Annotated in this window: 10 protein-coding genes and 2 pseudogenes; 10 read left to right on the top strand and 2 right to left on the bottom strand. The window is 68.8% G+C overall.

Features of this window, described 5'->3' with window-relative positions:
* The first annotated feature begins 201 nt into the window (after positions 1 to 201).
* Together ACZK08_RS15025 and tsaB are read left to right on the top strand one after the other, a co-directional pair.
* Positions 202 to 2,244, top strand: coding sequence for a DNA repair helicase YoaA (locus tag ACZK08_RS15025; RefSeq protein ID WP_065182609.1), 2,043 nt, complete (start codon positions 202 to 204; stop codon positions 2,242 to 2,244).
* A gap of 9 nt (positions 2,245 to 2,253) precedes the next feature.
* Complete coding sequence (gene tsaB / locus ACZK08_RS15020; protein WP_065174785.1) at positions 2,254 to 2,967, top strand: tRNA (adenosine(37)-N6)-threonylcarbamoyltransferase complex dimerization subunit type 1 TsaB; 714 nt, start codon at positions 2,254 to 2,256, stop codon at positions 2,965 to 2,967.
* Positions 2,968 to 3,109: 142 nt separating this feature from the next.
* Here the strand turns inward: tsaB and ACZK08_RS15015 are convergent, their stop codons facing one another.
* Both ACZK08_RS15015 and gshB read right to left on the bottom strand, forming a co-directional pair.
* On the bottom strand, positions 3,110 to 3,994 hold the full coding sequence (locus ACZK08_RS15015) for an energy transducer TonB (protein WP_053518928.1): 885 nt from the start codon (positions 3,992 to 3,994) through the stop codon (positions 3,110 to 3,112).
* A complete protein-coding gene (gshB, locus tag ACZK08_RS15010) occupies positions 3,994 to 4,941 on the bottom strand; it encodes a glutathione synthase (protein WP_065182610.1) in 948 nt (315 codons plus the stop codon). Before gshB ends, ACZK08_RS15015 begins: the two co-directional genes overlap by 1 nt.
* 241 nt (positions 4,942 to 5,182) lie before the next feature.
* Between gshB and pilG the strand changes: the two genes are divergently transcribed.
* From pilG to ACZK08_RS14970, 8 genes and pseudogenes are all read left to right on the top strand, one after another.
* A complete protein-coding gene (gene pilG, locus ACZK08_RS15005; RefSeq protein ID WP_005418455.1) occupies positions 5,183 to 5,584 on the top strand; it encodes a twitching motility response regulator PilG in 402 nt (133 codons plus the stop codon).
* A gap of 18 nt (positions 5,585 to 5,602) precedes the next feature.
* On the top strand, positions 5,603 to 5,965 hold the full coding sequence (locus tag ACZK08_RS15000; RefSeq protein ID WP_053518925.1) for a response regulator: 363 nt from the start codon (positions 5,603 to 5,605) through the stop codon (positions 5,963 to 5,965).
* Entirely contained in the window at positions 5,965 to 6,495 is a 531-nt protein-coding gene (locus tag ACZK08_RS14995) for a chemotaxis protein CheW (RefSeq protein WP_053518924.1), read from the top strand. The genes ACZK08_RS15000 and ACZK08_RS14995 overlap by 1 nt, the downstream gene beginning before the upstream one ends.
* A 41-nt stretch (positions 6,496 to 6,536) precedes the next feature.
* Positions 6,537 to 8,573, top strand: a complete 2,037-nt coding sequence (locus ACZK08_RS14990; protein ID WP_053518921.1) for a methyl-accepting chemotaxis protein — start codon at positions 6,537 to 6,539, stop codon at positions 8,571 to 8,573.
* Between the two features lie 100 nt (positions 8,574 to 8,673).
* Positions 8,674 to 8,946: pseudogene (locus tag ACZK08_RS14985) on the top strand (Hpt domain-containing protein); the annotation flags it as partial.
* Between the two features lie 180 nt (positions 8,947 to 9,126).
* Positions 9,127 to 15,204: pseudogene (locus tag ACZK08_RS14980) on the top strand (Hpt domain-containing protein); the annotation flags it as partial.
* Positions 15,191 to 16,507, top strand: coding sequence for a chemotaxis protein CheB (locus ACZK08_RS14975; RefSeq protein WP_065182612.1), 1,317 nt, complete (start codon positions 15,191 to 15,193; stop codon positions 16,505 to 16,507). The pseudogene ACZK08_RS14980 and the gene ACZK08_RS14975, both read left to right, overlap by 14 nt.
* Complete coding sequence (locus ACZK08_RS14970; RefSeq protein WP_065182613.1) at positions 16,504 to 16,968, top strand: chemotaxis protein CheW; 465 nt, start codon at positions 16,504 to 16,506, stop codon at positions 16,966 to 16,968. The genes ACZK08_RS14975 and ACZK08_RS14970 overlap by 4 nt, the downstream gene beginning before the upstream one ends.
* Positions 16,969 to 17,012: the final 44 nt, after the last annotated feature.

Raw genomic sequence — 17,012 nt, 5'->3', positions numbered from 1 at the left:
GTATTCCCCTCCATCGGGCGCGTCACACGCCGCGCGGGCCGCGGGCGAGAACAGAAAGATCAGAAGCCGGTCGCGCGCTCGCGATGGGGTCAGAGCCGTTTTCCGAAAGGAAACGGCTCTGACCCCTTCCAGTTCAGTCGAGCAAGCTCGACGCTACAAACGGGTGCCGGGCAGCGCCCGGCCCGGTATCCTTTCCGTCTGATGTCCGACCTTGTCCACGCCAGCCGCGAAGCACTCAGCGCAGGCGGCGCGCTTGCCTCGCACCTGGATGCCTTCGTCCCGCGTCCGGCACAGCTGCGCCTGACCGAGGCCATCGCCGATGCGCTGCAGCAGCGCGACCTGCTGCTGGCCGAGGCCGGCACCGGCACCGGCAAGACCTTCGCCTACCTGGTGCCGGTGCTGCTGTCCGGCCTGCGCACGATCATTTCCACCGGTACCCGCGCGCTGCAGGACCAGCTCTACCATCGCGACCTGCCACGCGTGCGCCAGGCACTGGGGGTCGGCCTGCGCAGCGCGCTGCTGAAGGGGCGTAGCAATTACCTGTGCCGTTACCGCCTGCAGCAGGCGCGTGGCGAGCCACGCTTCTCCAGCCCGGAGCAGGCGGCGCAGTTCCAGCGCATCCTGGCCTGGTCCGGTCGTTCCGAACATGGCGACATCGCGGAACTGGAAGGCCTGGCCGATGACTCACCCTTGCTGCCGATGGTTACCTCCACCGTCGACAACTGCCTGGGCACCGAGTGTCCGTTCTGGGATGACTGCTTCGTGGTGCGCGCGCGGCAACGCGCTCAGGCTGCGGACGTGGTGGTGGTCAACCATCATCTTCTGCTGGCCGATCTTGCGCTGAAGCAGGAGGGCTTCGGAGAGCTGCTGCCGGGCGCACAGGCCTTCGTCATCGATGAGGCGCACCAGTTGCCTGAACTGGCAGCGCAGTTCTTCGGTGAGGGCTTCGGCATGCGACCCTGGCAGGAGCTGGGCCGGGACTGTCTGGCCGAGGCGCGCGGTGTCGGTGGCGCACAGTCAGCGCTGCAGGCGTCGGTCGATCAGCTGCAGGAGGCACTGCGTGCGCTGCGCTCGGCCATGGATGGCCTGCCATCCCGTGGCACGCAGTGGCGCGCACTGGCGATGCCGCAGGTGCGCGATGGCTTTGATGCGGTCATGACCGGTCTGGTGAATCTGGAGCAGGCGCTGCAGCCGCTGCGCGAAGCCGCCGCAGGCCTCGACGCTTGCCACGCACGGGCGCGCGAGGCGGTATCGCGTCTGGGGCGCTGGCTGGGCGATGACGAACCGGCGCTTGATTTCGATGCCGACCCTGCGCAGGCGGCGAGCGCCGATGTGCTCTGGTACGAACTTACCCCGCGCGGATTCCGCTGCCAGCGCACGCCGATGGATGTGTCCGGTCCGCTGCGCGAGCATCGCGAGCGCAGTCGTGCCGCATGGATCTTCACGTCGGCGACGCTGACCGTCGGTGGTGGCTTCGATCACATCGCCCGCCGGCTCGGCCTGGATGATCCGCAGACACTGGTCCAGTCCAGTCCATTCAACTGGCCCGAGCAGGCACTGTGCTACCTGCCCGAAGGCCTGCCCGATCCCGCCGCGCGGGGGTTCGGCACCTCGCTCATCCAGGTCCTGCGGCCGGTGCTGCAGGCCTCGCAGGGCCGAGCATTCCTGCTGTTCGCCTCGCACCGGGCCCTGCGCGAAGCGGCTGAGGCGCTGCGCGATGGGCCGTGGCCGCTGTTCGTGCAGGGCGAGGCGCCACGCGCCACCTTGCTGCAGCAGTTCCGCGATTCCGGCAACGGCGTGCTGCTGGGCTCGGCCAGTTTCCGCGAAGGGGTGGACGTGGTCGGCGAAGCATTGAGCGTCGTAGTGATCGACAAGCTGCCCTTTGCCGCGCCGGACGATCCGGTCTACGAGGCGCGGCTGGAGGCGATCCGCAGCCAGGGGGGCAATCCGTTCCGCGACGAGCAGCTGCCGCAGGCCGTGATCGCGCTGAAGCAGGGCGTCGGCCGGCTGATCCGCAGTGAGAGTGATCGCGGCGTGCTGGTGCTGTGCGACCCGCGGTTGCTCAACCGTGGCTATGGCCGGGTCTTCCTCGACTCGCTGCCACCTTTCCGCCGTACCCGCAGTCTGGCCGATGTGCAGTCCTTCTTTGCGCCACAATGGCACCCCGCGACCGATGCTGGAGCGCCGGACGCCCCTGTGGCGGCCACGCACCCCGCCCCGGGTGGCACGTTCCCCCTGTTCTGATCCGACCCGATGAAACTGCTCGCCTTTGAAACCGCCACCGAAGCCTGTTCCGTTGCCCTGCACGTAGACGGGCAGGTCCTGGAACGCTTCGAGATCGCCCCGCGCCGGCATGCCGAGCTGAGCCTGCCGTGGGCCGACGCGCTGCTGGCCGAGGCCGGTATCAGCCGCCGCCAGCTCGATGGCATCGCACTCAGTCGTGGTCCGGGTGCCTTCACCGGGGTGCGCCTGGCGATCGCCCTTGCCCAGGGCATCGCACTGGCGTTGGACCGTCCGCTGCTGCCGGTATCGACCCTGCAGGTGCTGGCGCTGCGTGCGCCGGCAGAAGAAAGGCAGATCCTGTCGGCGATCGATGCACGGATGGGCGAACTCTACGTCGCGCGTTTCGAGCGCGTGGACGGCCTGCCGATGCCGTGCGATGCAGAGCGGGTGTGCGCACCGGCCGCAGTAGCGTTGCCGGACGATCTGTCGGTGTTCGGTGTCGGCACTGGATTTGGTGCGGCCGAGGGCGCGCTGGTCACGCAGCTGGGGGCGGGCCTGCGGGGGTTCGACGCCGCGGCGCTGCCGCGGGCATCGGACGTGCTGGCGTTGGCGGTGCCGGCCTTGGCACGTGGCGAGGGCATCGCGCCGGAGAGGGTGGAACCGGCCTACCTGCGCGACAACGTGGCCTTGACCCTGGTCGAGCAGCAGGCCGCGCGCGAGGCCAAGGCGAAGGCCAACGGCTGAGCCTGCACAGACGTACCTGCGGCGTCCCCGCCGCCCGACACCGCCCCGCCAGGCGTCACTACACTGACCGCCGCTTTTGCTGTTGACGTTGCTGTTGCCGTTGCCTTCAGCGGGTCCCGGGCCGCAGGCCCGGGCAATATCCCTACCGGTCGTCGCGCAGTTCGCCGCCGGGCAGGAACACCCACGTGCGGGTGACCTGCAGGATGTCGATCCCGTCCTCGGTACGCGGCAGCGGCGGGAACGGCTGTGCCAGCGTCACTACCCGCAGCGCGGCCTCATCCAGCAGCGGTGTTCCGCTTGAACGCAGGATGCGGCTGCTTTCCACACTGCCATCGCGACGCACGCCAACGCTGATGACCACCTGGCCGCCGAGACGGCGTTGCCGTGCCTCGTCCGGATAGTTCAGGTTGCCCACCTGCTCGGCGCGGTCGACCCAGGCGCGCAGGTAATTGGCATAGGCATACTCGCGCGTGCTGGCCGAGACGAATTTGCGGTTCGGTCGCTTGGCGTACTGCGCCGAGCGCAGGTGGACCTCGGCCGCCAGCCGCGCCATCTCCGCATCGCGCTGCTCGCGTGCGGTCATCGGTGCGTCCGGCACCGGTTCCAGTGGCGTTGGCTGGGCCTGCGCACGTGCCACCGTGTCCTGGCCATTGCGGCTGCTGACCACCCGGGCCTGCGGCGGTGGCACGGGCGCTGCGGATTGCTGCTGCTGTGGCACCGGGCTGACCCCGGCCTGGGCCTGCGGCACGATCCCGGCCTGGTTGTCGCGCGGACGCTGCGCGCGGTCGTGGTCACCGCCGCCTTCCTGGCTGGCGGCGGCCAGGAAGTCCGCCTGCTTCGGCGTCAGTGCGGTGCGGGTCTGGCTGAAGATCACTTCCAGCGTGGGCACCAGTGGGGCCTCGCCCTTCACGGCGAAACCCACCCCCAGGATCAGCAGGACGTGGACCAGCACCGACAGGGTGAGGGTGGCACCCAGCCGCTGCGCTTCGCGCGGCGGCGGTGGCAGGACGGCGGGTGCGGCGGGCATCAGCGCAGGCCGGCCTCGAGCGCGTCGAACAGCGTGCCGGCGATGTTCAGGCCGTACTGCGCGTCCAGTTCGCGCACGCAGGTGGGGCTGGTGACGTTGACTTCGGTCAGGTAGTCGCCGATCACATCCAGGCCAACGAAGCGCATGCCGCGGCGCTTCATTCCCGGTCCCACCTGCGCGGCGATCCAGCGGTCGCGCTCGCTCAGCGGACGGCCTTCGCCGCGCCCGCCAGCGGCCAGGTTGCCGCGGAACTCGTCGCCCTGCGGAATGCGCGCCAGGCAGTAGTCGACCGGCTCGCCGTCAATCAGCAGGATGCGCTTGTCGCCAGCACTGATGTCCGGGATGAACTTCTGTGCCAGCGCCAGCCTGCGTCCGCCATCGGTCAACGTTTCCAGGATCACGTTCAGGTTCGGGTCGCCCTGGCCGCTGCGGAAGATCGAGCGGCCTCCCATGCCATCCAGGGGTTTCAGCACGGCCTGGCCATGTTCCAGCGCGAAGGCCTTCAATGCCTTGGCGTCGCGGCTGACCAGGGTCGGCGGGCAGCACTGCGGGAACAGCAGCGCGGCCAGTTTCTCGTTGTAGTCGCGCAGGCCCTGCGGATTGTTGACCACGCAGGCGCCGGCCGCAGCGGCCACGTCCAGCACCTGGGTGTCGTAGACGTATTCGGCATCGACCGGCGGATCCTTGCGCATCAGCACGATCTGGCCGGGACCGAACTCGGTCCGGCTGAACCCGCCCAGCTCGTACCAGCCGGCGGGGTCGTCGCGGACCCGCAGCGGGGCGGTCTGGGCCACCGCCACGCCACCTTCCAGGGCCAGTCCGCCCGGCCGCACGTAGTGCAGGGCATGGCCGCGGCGCTGGGCTTCCAGCAGCATGGCGAAGGTGGTGTCCTTGGCGATCTTGATGTGGGCGATGGGGTCCATCACCACGATGACGTTCAACGGCATGGGCGCACCTGTCAGGCAAGGCGTTGATGGTAGCGGCAACGCCCGCCGTGCGCCTCCCTGCCGCAATGCAACGCTGCGTCCGTCCGCCGGGCCGCGCACCGTATGCGAACCCCGTCACGTTCAGCCCGGTAGCACGGCCCGCGTGATGGGCCGGCCTTGAAGCGGGCGCGGAAAGTGCGATATAGATACGCTTTCGTAGCGGCCCCCGCCTGAGACCGGGCCGTGCGCTTGGGGATAGGCAATGACTGAAAACACGACTGCGGGCGGGGAACTCGCAGGACTCCGGGTGATGGTCATCGATGATTCGAAGACCATCCGCAGGACTGCGGAAACGCTGCTCAAGCGCGAAGGCTGCGAGGTGGTCACCGCCACCGACGGCTTTGAAGCGCTGGCGAAGATTGCCGACCAGCAACCGCAGATCATCTTCGTCGACATCATGATGCCGCGTCTGGATGGCTATCAGACCTGCGCGCTGATCAAGGGAAACCAGCTGTTCAAGGCGACCCCGGTGATCATGCTGTCGTCCAAGGATGGCCTGTTCGACAAGGCGCGGGGGCGCATCGTCGGGTCGGAGCAGTACCTGACCAAGCCTTTTACGCGCGAAGAACTGCTGGGTGCCATCCGCACATACGTCAACGCCTGACCAGGGGGGAAAGGCACAATGGCTCGTATCGTCCTGATCGAGGATTCACCGACCGACCGCGCGGTGTTCACCCAGTGGCTGCGCCGTGCCGGCCACGAGGTGCTGGAAGCGGACAACGCCGAGGATGGCCTGCAGCTTGTCCGCGACCAGGTGCCGCAGCTGGTGCTGATGGACGTGGTCCTGCCGGGCATGAGCGGTTTCCAGGCCACCCGGGCGATGGCCCGCGACGCCGCGACCCGGCACATCCCGGTCATCATCGTCAGTACCAAGGCGATGGAGACCGACAAGGCGTGGGGGCTGCGCCAGGGTGCGGCCGACTACATCGTCAAGCCGCCGCGCGAGGATGAACTGATCGCGCGGATCAACGAACTGGTGGCCTGATGCGCTCGCCTTTCGACATTCTCGAAGCCTACGAACGGCGCAGCCTGGCCCATGCGGTGCAGCTGCCGGGCCGGCAATTCGTCCAGGACCTGTGGCGAGGCGTCGGCTATCGCGTCGGCCAGCGCCGGCTGGTGTCCGATTTCCGCGAAGTGGTGGAGATCGTGCCGATGCCGCCGGTCACGCCCGTGCCCTGCGCGCAGCCCTGGCTGCTGGGCGTGGGCAACCTGCGCGGCAACCTGTTCCCGGTGGTCGACCTGAAGTACTTCCTGGAAGGCACACGCACCGTGCAGCAGGAAGGGCAGCGCGTGCTGATCATGCGCCAGGCCGGCGGTGACGTCGCACTGACCATCGACGAACTGTTCGGCCAGCGCAGCTTCGAAGCCGACCAGCAGATCGAGGCCGGCAGCCTGGCCGAGGGTCGTTACGGGCACTTCGTCGAGCGCGGTTTCCATGCTGACGGCCAGGACTGGGGCGTGTTCTCGCTCTCGCTGCTGTCGCGCACTCCTGAATTCCGGCAAGCCGCGGCCTGAGGCCGGGCATCGCCCCCTGCACTGAAGATCGAGGTTGAACGATGAGTACTGCTTCGGACGCCACCAAGACCGGCAAGCTTCGGCTGGGCGGCAGCAACCTCTGGCTGGCCCTGCTGCTGGCATCGATGATCCTGTTCGGCGTCAATACCGGCGTGGCGACCTGGCAGGGCAGCCGCCTGGCCGATGCCGGTTCCAAGGCCGCGGACCTGCAGGTGCTGTCGCAGCAGCTGGCCAACCAGGGGCGTGACGCGGTGGGCGGCAATGCCCAGGCGTTCACTGCCTTCAAGGCCACCCGCAACGCGATCGAACAGAATGTCTCGACGCTGCAGGGGCGCTACGGCAAGGAACCGGGCGTGTCGCGGGCGATCTCGACGCTGGGTGAAACCTGGGCGCCGCTGGGCAAGCAGGCCGGGCAGCTGGTCGCCAGCGAGCCGGCGGTGCTGGCCCTGGCCGGCAATGCCAACAACTTCACTGGCGCGGTGCCGGGGCTGCAGGCGCAGCTGAACGAGGTGGTGCGCGCGATGTCGGCTTCGGGTGCACCGGCCGCGCAGGTATACAGCGCGCTGCAGCAGGTCGTGGTGGCCGGCTCGATGGCCCGACGGGTCACCGAAATGCGTGCGGGCGGCTCTTCGGCGGCCGCCGCGGGCGACGCACTGGCGCGTGACATCACCGTGTTCTCGCAGGTGCTCGACGGCCTGCGCAACGGCAACGAGGAACTGGGCATCACCGCAGTGCGTGGCCCGGCCGCCGTGGCCGCGCTGGAGCAGTCGCACACCCAGTGGCAGGCGATGAAGGCCGATGCCGATGCGATCCTGGCCAGCTCGCGCCAGCTGTTCGCCGCGCAGTCGGCGGCTACCGCGCTGGGCCAGGGCTCGGCGCACATGCTGGATGACAGCCGCAAGCTGTTCGAAGCCTTCTCTTCGTTCGGCTCGGTGTCCGATACCCGCCTGTTCCCGAACTTCTGGATCGGTGTAGCGTCCGGTGCGCTGTCGCTGATCGCGATCATCGGTTTCGTCTCCACCAACGTGCGCAGCCGCTCGCGTGAGCAGGAGCTGCGCTACCAGACCCAGGTGGAGTTCAACAGCCGCAACCAGCAGGCGATCATGCGCCTGCTGGACGAAATCTCCTCGCTGGGCGAGGGCGACCTGACCGTCAAGGCGTCGGTGACCGAGGACATGACTGGCGCCATCGCCGACGCGATCAACTACGCCGTCGACGAGCTGCGCCACCTGGTGACGACCATCAACGACACCTCGGCCAAGGTCGCGCTGTCCACCCAGGAAACCCAGGCGACGGCCATGCAGCTGGCAGAAGCAGCCGGCCACCAGGCCAACCAGATCACCTCGGCCTCGGACCGCATCGGCGAAATCGCAGCGAGCATCGAGCAGGTTTCGCGCAACTCGGCCGAATCGGCCGACGTGGCACAGCGCTCGGTGGTGATTGCCGCCGAGGGTGCCGGCGTGGTCCGCGAGACCATCCAGGGCATGGACCAGATCCGCGACCAGATCCAGGAAACTTCCAAGCGCATCAAGCGCCTGGGTGAGTCGTCGCAGGAGATCGGCTCGATCGTGGAACTGATCAACGACATTTCCGAACAGACCAACATCCTGGCATTGAATGCAGCGGTGCAGGCCGCGTCGGCGGGCGAAGCGGGCCGCGGCTTCGCGGTCGTGGCCGACGAAGTGCAGCGCCTGGCAGAGCGCACATCGGGCGCCACGCGCCGTATCGAGAACCTGGTGCAGGCCATCCAGGCCGACACCAACGAGGCCGTCACCTCGATGGAACAGACCACCGCCGAAGTGGTGTCCGGTGCACGTCTGGCCGAAGACGCCGGTACGGCACTGACCGAGATCGAGCGCGTGTCCAATGCACTGAACACCCTCATCAAGAACATCTCCATCGCGGCCCAGCAGCAGTCCGCAGCCGCGTCGGACATCACCCGCACGATGGGCGTGATCCGCCAGATCACCGGCCAGACCTCACAGGGTGCCGGACAGACCGCGGAGTCGATCGGCCACCTCGCGCAGCTGGCTGCCGACCTGCGTCGTTCGGTCGCCGACTTCAAGCTGCCGGCGTGACGCGGGCAGGGCGAAGAGCAAGGAACCCGTCGATGAAGCATTTCCATTCCCCACGCCAGATCCAGCGCGGCCTTCGCGCGGCGGCGACCGGAGCCTGTCAATGAGCACTCTGCGCGATGCGATGAGCCACGCAGCGCTGGGTTGGGTCAAGCCCGAGCTGGACGAGACCCTGCGCCAGGTGCGCAACGAGGTCGAGTACTACGCCGAGGATCCGTCCGATGCCAGCCGCATGCGTATCTGCGCCGGCCACCTGCACCAGGTGCAGGGCACCCTGCGCATGGTCGAACTGTACGCCCCGGCAATGGTGGCCGAGGAGCTGGAGCAGCTCGCCAATGCGATCGGCAGCGGCCAGGCGTCTGATCGCGACGAGGCCTGCGCCACGCTGATGCGCGGCAGCGTGCTGCTGCCCGACTATCTGGAGCGCCTGCAGAACGGCCACCGCGACATTCCGATCGTGCTGCTGCCGCTGCTCAATGACATCCGCGCCGCGCGCGGTGCGGCCGGCATCAACGAGAGTGTCCTGTTCGCGTTCGCTCCCGACAGCGTCACCGCCACCGAAGCCGAGCTCGACCATGCTCGCGGCAGCCTGAGCGGGCGCAACCGCGAACTGCTCGATACGGTCGGCAGCGCGGTGAAGGAAGAGCTGCTGCGCATCAAGGATGCGCTGGACCTGCATCTGCGCACCGGCGGTGCAGCAGAACAGCTGCAGACGCAGGCCGACGAACTGGGGGCCGTGGCCGATACGCTGGGCATGATGGGCCTGGGCGTGGCCCGCGGCGTGGTCGTGCAGCAGCGCGACGCGCTGCGCGGCGTGGTCGAGGGCCGCCAGCAGATCGACGAGAACCTGTTGCTGGACATCGCCGGCGCGCTGCTCTACGTCGATGCGTCGCTGGATGACCAGGTTGCCCATCTGGGTGCGGATGGCAGCGGCGAGGATGACCCTGCCGCCGTGGAAAACCGCCGTACCGTCGAGGTGCTGGCACACGAGGCCATCGCCAATTTCGCTGCGGCCCGCGAGCACTTTGTCGCGTTCATCGAAACCAGCTGGAACCACGCGGAACTGCAGGACGTGCCGCGCCTGCTCGGCGACGTCGCCGGTGCACTGCGGATGCTCGACCTGGGGACTGCCGCCGACTACCTGCGCGGCGTCCAGCAGTACATCGACGCCGAGCTGATCGGTCGCCGGCGTGTGCCCAGCGGGCGCCAGCTGGATACGCTCGCCGACGCCATGGCCAGCCTGGAGTACTACCTCGAAGCCCTGCGTGATCGTCGTCCGGGCCGTGAGGACATTCTGGAGATCACCCGCAGCAGCCTGGAAGCGCTGCGCTACTGGCCGCTGCCGGAGCGCGCCGCGATCGACGAGGCGCCGCAGGGCGTGCAGGCGGTCGAGCGCGAGGCGGTAGACCTGCAGGTGATGCCATTGCAGCCCGGCCACGTCGACATCGATGTGAGCACGGCCGCGCCCGCCGCCGGCAGTGTGGCTGCCGCCCTGCCGGACTTCGTCTTCGATCCGCCGCTGGCACCGCCAGTGACCGACAACGGGCTGATGTTCGGTGGGTTGTCGGTACCGGTCGCGGTACCCGGGACGACGCCCGATGCCGTTGGCTCGCTGGTGTTCGCCGCGTCCAGCGCACCGGCCCCGGCCGTGCCGCAATGGGACCTGGCCGCTGTGGAGGTCGGTGCCGGGCACGCGGACGATGCACATGCGCCGGCCTTGGCCAGCGACGAAACGATCGATCCGGTACCGGCCGAGGTGCCGCAGTGGACGCTGTCCCAGGTGGACGACATGGCGGATGCACTGTCGGTCTCCGGCGACAACACGGTGGCGTTCGCGTCCGGATCCGGTACACCGGACATCACGTCGGCGCCGGTATTCGATCCGGTGGCCGCCGAGCATGGCGCCGCGGACGTGGCGGCTGATGAGGTCGTATTCCGTTTCGACGCCGGTGCACTGGACAACGCCGACGACGTGCTGTCCTTGCATGCGATGGAAACGCTGGTGCTGGAAGACGACGCAGACCTGCATCCGGTGCTGGACAGCGTTGATGCGGAGCCAACGGATCCGGTCACCCTCGCCGCGGACGCGTCGCCTGCCGCAGATGCAGCACCGGCGGTGGCCCTGATCGAGATCGACACCATCGCACCGATCGATTTCAGCGAGGCCGATGCCCGGTTCTTCGCTGAACTGAGCGCCGCCGCGGAGGACTTCAACCCGCGGGCGATGCCATCGGCCGCCGACGCGCCGGTCGCGATCACGGCTGCGTCCGAAGCGGGCTTCGATGCCGGCTTCGACGATGATGCGGAGAACATCGACGAGGACATCCGCGAGGTGTTCCTGGAAGAGTTCGACGACGAGCGTGCCAACCTCGGAACGCTGCTGCCGGCATGGCACGCGCAGCCGGACAATCTGGACCGGCTGCGGCCGATCCGCCGCATCTTCCACACCCTCAAGGGCAGCGGCCGCTTGGTCGGTGCGCGGACGCTTGGCGAGTTCGCGTGGAAGATCGAAGGCATGCTCAACCGTGTGCTTGACGGCAGCCGTCCGGCCACGCCGGCCGTGCTGGCGATGGTTGATCACGCGCATGCCGCCTTGCCGCAGCTGAGCGACGCACTGCGTCATGGCCAGCGCATCAGTGTCGATCTGCAGGCGATGCAGGCCGTCGCCGATCGCGTGGGTGCCGGCGAAGAGACGTTCTACGTGCCGCTGCCGGCTGCGGCGCCCGCACCGGTGGCGCCGGCGGCGGAAGAGGGCGAGGACGAGATCAGCCGCATTCTCGAAGCGGAAGCGACGACGACAGCCGACGCCGGGAACGCGACCGCGGTCGAGGGGACTCCGGCCAATATCGACAGCGTGCTGCGCGAGATCCTCGAAGCCGAGGTGGAGGTCCACCAGGCAACCCTGCAGGCGTGGCTGCGCTCGGCGCAGCAGGCACCACAGCCGGTGAGCGATGCGCTGCTGCGCGCCGTGCACACCATGAATGGGGCCTTCGCGATGACCGAGGTGCCGGAGATCACGGCGGTCACGGGCGGCGCCGAATCCTATATCAAGCGGGCCCTGGCCGCCGATGTGGTGCCGGGCGACGACGGTGTTGCTGCGCTCGATGCGACCGCGCAGGCCATTACCGCGACCATGGAAGCATTGCAGGCGGAGCAGCCGCGCATTGCGCCTCAGCCTGCGCTGGTACAGCGCCTGCAGGCCCTGGCCGGCGAACTGCCGGAAGCGCGCTGGCCGCTGGTGGGGCTGGATGACGAAGAGGCGCTCGCGACCGATGGAGAGCCTGCGCACGAGGTGGACGCGCAGCTTCCTGCCGATGCGCAGAGCGACATCGACGCCGAAATCAACGCCGGGATCGACAGTGCACCTGCTGACACCGATGGCGTGGCCACAGCCGATCCGGCGAAGGACGGCCTGGACGTGGCCGAGCTCACGGCCAGTGATGACCTTTCGCGCTACTTCGACGCCGGTTGGCCGTCGCTGGGAGCTACCGGGCAGGAGGCGGCGGCCACGCTGCCACCGGTCGCTGCCGCTGCCGATGAATCCGCAGCGGTCGTGTCGCCGGTGGTCGCCGATGCGCTCCCCGCGCTGGCCGAAGACGCTGCGCTGACAGGCGCGGACGACCTGTCGCCGTACCTGGACGCCAGCGCGCTGCCGGTCGACGACCGTGATGCGGATGAGGCGGCGGACGCCGCCGCGTTCACAGAAACGATCGACCTGAATACGTCATGGGATGACGTGGAAGGGTTCGATGCGAGTGATGACGCTGCTGCACTGCCACTCGACAGCACGCTGTCGAGCCTGCAGGATGACATGGCTGCGCCGGGTTTTGCGGAACCGGTCACATTGGAAGCTGCGCTCGAAGCCGGCCTGCATGTGATCGACGAAGAGCAGACTCCGGCCGACGACGGGCAGTGGTCCGTGCTCGGCCTGCAGGCCAGCGAACTCGCGCCGGGCGAGGCAGAGGCCTTCGCCGAGGATGCGGACGTCGGCGGGGAGACGGCGGTCGGTGAAGGAGAGAGCGCCGACCCGCCGTCCCCGGCGACGGTGAATGCCGGGGAATCCCTTGCAGAGCCTGCGGTCGATCCGCAGCCGGCAGCCGCGCCGCCGTCACCGTTCTTCGAGATGGAAGACGCGCCGGGCCAGGGCAGCGGCGCTGCCGGACCGGACGGTTCCACGCCGGTCGATGGTCCGGTTGCCGAAGATGACGTGCCGGCGCACCAGCCGATCGAGCCGATGCCGGAACCGGAACCGGAAGGCAGGGTGGGCGAGGAGCCTGCCGATCTGCTTGACTTCACCGTGTATGACCGCGAGCTGGTCGACATCTTCGTCGAAGAAGGCAAGGACCTGCTTGATCACTGCGATGGCCTGATCAGCGAGCTGCGCGATGCGCCGCAGGACCGCGAAGTGCTTGCCGGCCTGCAGCGTGACCTGCATACGCTGAAGGGCGGCGCACGCATGGCCGGCATCAACGCCATCGGCGACCTCGGCCACAGCATCGAATCGCTGCTGGAGGTGGTCGCGGCGGGGCGCACCGAGATCGAGCGCCGCGACGTCCAGCTGCTCGAGCGCGGTTTCGATCGCCTGCACCAGTTGCTGACCCGTACCGGCGAGCATCGTGTGGTGGAACCGGCGCAGGACCTGGTCGATGCTTTCGAGGCACGTACCGCCACCGATCCGGCAGCGGCTGCCGCCGTCGGCACGGCTGGCCCGGTGGAGACTGAAACCACCATCGTACCCGCGACCGTTGCCCTGGTCGATGCACCGCTGTCCGCGCCGTTGCCGGTCGAAAGCACGGTCGAGGACGATCCGCTGGCACGTCCCCAGCAGGAGCAGGTGCGCGTCCGCGCAGATCTGCTCGACCGGCTGGTCAATCACGCAGGTGAGGTGGCGATCTACCGGTCGCGCCTGGAGCAGCAGCTCGGTGCCTTCCGCGGCGCGATGGGCGAGCTCGAACGTACCAACGCGCGTCTGCGCGACCAGCTGCGTCGCCTCGACCTGGAGACCGAAGCGCAGATCGTTGCCCGCTACCAGCGTGAGCAGGACCAGGCCGATCAGAAGTTCGATCCGCTGGAACTGGACCGCTTCTCCACCCTGCAGCAGCTCAGCCGTGCGCTGAACGAGTCCGCCGCCGACCTGGGCGGCCTGCAGGGCGTGCTGGACGATCTCTCGCGGCAGTACGATGCCCTGCTGCAGCAGCAGTCGCGCGTCAGTTCGGAACTGCAGGATGGCCTGATGCGTGCACGGATGGTGCCGTTCGACGGCCTGGTGCCGCGTCTGCGCCGCGTGGTGCGCCAAGCCGGCATCGACACCGGCAAGCAGGTCCACCTGACCCTGGAAGGCACCCATGGCGAACTGGACCGCAACGTCCTCGACCGCATGGTCGCGCCGCTGGAACACATGCTGCGCAACTCGGTGGCCCATGGCCTGGAGGCGCCGGAGCAGCGCCGTGCCGCCGGCAAGCCGGAAGAGGGCGAGATTGCCATCCGCCTGCATCGCGAAGGCTCGGAAATCGTGCTGGACGTGGCCGATGACGGCGCCGGCCTGGATCGGGAGGCGATCCGTCGCCGCGCGATCGACCGTGGCCTGCTGGCCGCCGACGCGCAGCCTGCCGATCACGAACTGGACAACCTGATCTTCGCATCGGGCTTCTCCACCGCCGACCAGGTCAGCCAGCTGGCAGGCCGCGGCGTGGGCATGGACGTGGTGCGCAATGAAGTGCGCCAGCTGGGTGGTTCGGTCGATATCCAGTCGGTGCGTGGCCAGGGCGTGCGTTTCACCCTGCGCCTGCCGCAGACGCTGGCCGTTACCCAGGCCGTGTTCGTGCAGATCGGCGAAACCACCTTTGCCGTGCCGGTGGCTTCGGTCAGCGGTATCGGCCGCCTCTCGCGCGAGCGCTTCGAGGCCGCCGACAGCAGCTATCGCTACAGCGGCGAAGACTATCCGCTGTACGACCTGGGCAGCCTGGTCGGCCAGGCACCGGCACGTGCCGAGGGCCAGGCGCAGGTGCCGCTGCTGCTGGTCCGCGCCGGCGACCTGCGAGCTGCCGTGGCGATCGACCAGGTGCTGGGCAACCGCGAAATCGTGGTCAAGCCGGTCGGCCTGCAGATCGCGTCGGTACCGGGCATCTACGGTGCCACCATCACCGGCGATGGCCGTGTGGTGGTGATCCTGGACGTGGCGCCGCTGGTGCGTCGTTACCTGGCCAACCCGACGCCGCCGGTGCTGGTCAACGCGCCGCGTCAGGAACGGCAGGTGCCGCTGGTGATGGTGGTCGACGACTCGCTGACCATGCGCAAGGTCACCGGCCGCATCCTGGAGCGCCACAACTTCGAGGTCAGCGTCGCCCGCGATGGCGTGGAAGCGCTGGAGCGGCTGGAGGAGCGTGTTCCCGACCTGATGCTGCTGGATATCGAGATGCCGCGCATGGACGGCTACGAGCTGGCCACCGCGATGCGCGCCGACCCGCGTTACCGGGACGTTCCGATCGTGATGATCACCTCGCGCAGCGGCGACAAGCACCGGCAGCGCGCTTTCGAGATCGGCGTCCAGCGCTACCTGGGCAAGCCTTATCAGGAGCTGGACCTGATGCGTAACGTGTACGACCTGCTGGGGATCGCCCGTGTCCGAGAGTGAAGCCAACCCGGCCGTCGCCCTGCTGGCCCGGCCTGGCGCGGCGCGTGAGCGCCTGCGCGAAGCACTGGCGCACGCCGACGTGCAGATCGTGCTGGAAGACGACCCGAATGGCCTTGAACCGCAGGCGCTGCATGACGCGCGGCCGCAGTTCGTGGTGATCGCACTGGAAGCGGCGATCGAGGACGCACTGGAACGCCTGGAGCCCGTGCTGTCGGCCCCCGGCCTGACCCTGGTGTTCGACGAAGCCGAGCTGGCCGCGCGCCGGAACGGCTGGGAGGCGCAGCGCTGGGGGCGTCACCTGGCCGCCAAGCTGCATGGACACCAGCAGGTGCTGCCGCCGGGCGCCGAGGACGAACCGGCCCTGCAGCTGGAGCCCGGTCGTCCTGCGCCGCCGCCTGCACCGCAGGAGGCAGCGCTGCAGACGCACCTGCAACAGGCACACCACTGGGCCGACGACGTGCCAGCCGATGGCCTGTACGCACCGCCGGCGCAGCTGCATGAACCGGTCGCGTTCGAACACGCTCTGGCCGCGCTGCAGCCGATCGTGCCCGAACCGCCGGAAGCGCCGGTCGCACGGACAGAACCCCCCGCGGCACCGTCGGTGACGTTCGATCACACCGCGTGGTCGCTGGTGGACGAGTCGGCCGATGCCGCCACCCCGGCGTACGCCGCAGCGGAGGTCGAGGCGCGCTCATCGTCGTTCGATACCGACCACCTGAGCCTGGTCGACCTGGATGCGGCCGCCCCGCCCGGAGCACGCGCGGGCGCGCTGCTGGTGCTGGCCGGGATCGGTGGCCCTGATGCGTTGCGTCGCCTGCTGGGCGCGCTGCCTTCGGCATTGGCGGTGCCGGTGCTGGTGCACATGCGCCTGGATGGGGGCCGCTACGGCAATCTCGTCAAGCAGATGGCGCGTGTCTCGCCGCTGCCGGTGCAGCTGGCCGAAGCCGGCCAGCGCGCCACCCCCGGGCAGGTGCATGTGCTGGCCGATGACATCGGCGTCCGCGCGGCCAGCGACGGTCTGCATTTCCTGACCGACGCGCAGGGCATCTCGATTGCCGCGTTGCCGGCCCAGTACACCGCACTGGTACTGCTCAGCGGTGCCGATCTGGGCCATGTCGGGCCGGCGCTGGACCTGGCTGCCGCCGGCGCGTGGGTGGCCGGACAGGTGGGGGAGGGATGCTACGACCCGGCCGCCGCCACCGCCGTGGTGGCCGCCGGCATGGCCGCTGGCGAACCGCAGGAACTGGCGCAGATCATCGCCGCGCGCTGGGGCGAGGGTGACCACAACGGAGAGGCTCCATGAGTTACGCCAGCAACGATGAAATCCGTGGTGTCCTGATCCAGGCCGGCAACGAACGCGTGCTGCTGCCCAATGCCACGGTGGCTGAAATGATGTCGCGGGTGCCGGTGCAGTCGGTGGCCGACGCCCCCCGCTGGCTGGTCGGCGAGATCGCCTGGCATGGCTGGCAGGTGCCGCTGGTGTCATTCGCACGGCTTTCGGGGCTGGGGGACGAGGCAGCCGGTGTCCACAACAAGGTGGTGGTACTGAAGGCGCTCAGCGGCGATCAGCAGCGGCCGTATTACGCGTTGCTGACCCAGAACTTCCCGCAGTTGATCTCGGTGCCGCGCGATGGCCTGCTGGCCGATGCGTCGGAGGAGACCCTGCCGCAGATCGTGCACATGCGCGTACTGCTGGGTGAGCAGAGCGCGCTGCTGCCGAATCTGGACGCACTGGAAAGCGCGCTGGCTTCACTGGCGGCCTGAGGCCGCCCCCCGGACACAGGCCGCCGGGCATGGCCCGGCGCTGC

Source organism: Stenotrophomonas sp. 112478_Sma, from assembly GCF_056479905.1.
This window is presented reverse-complemented; position numbering and strand designations above follow the sequence as displayed.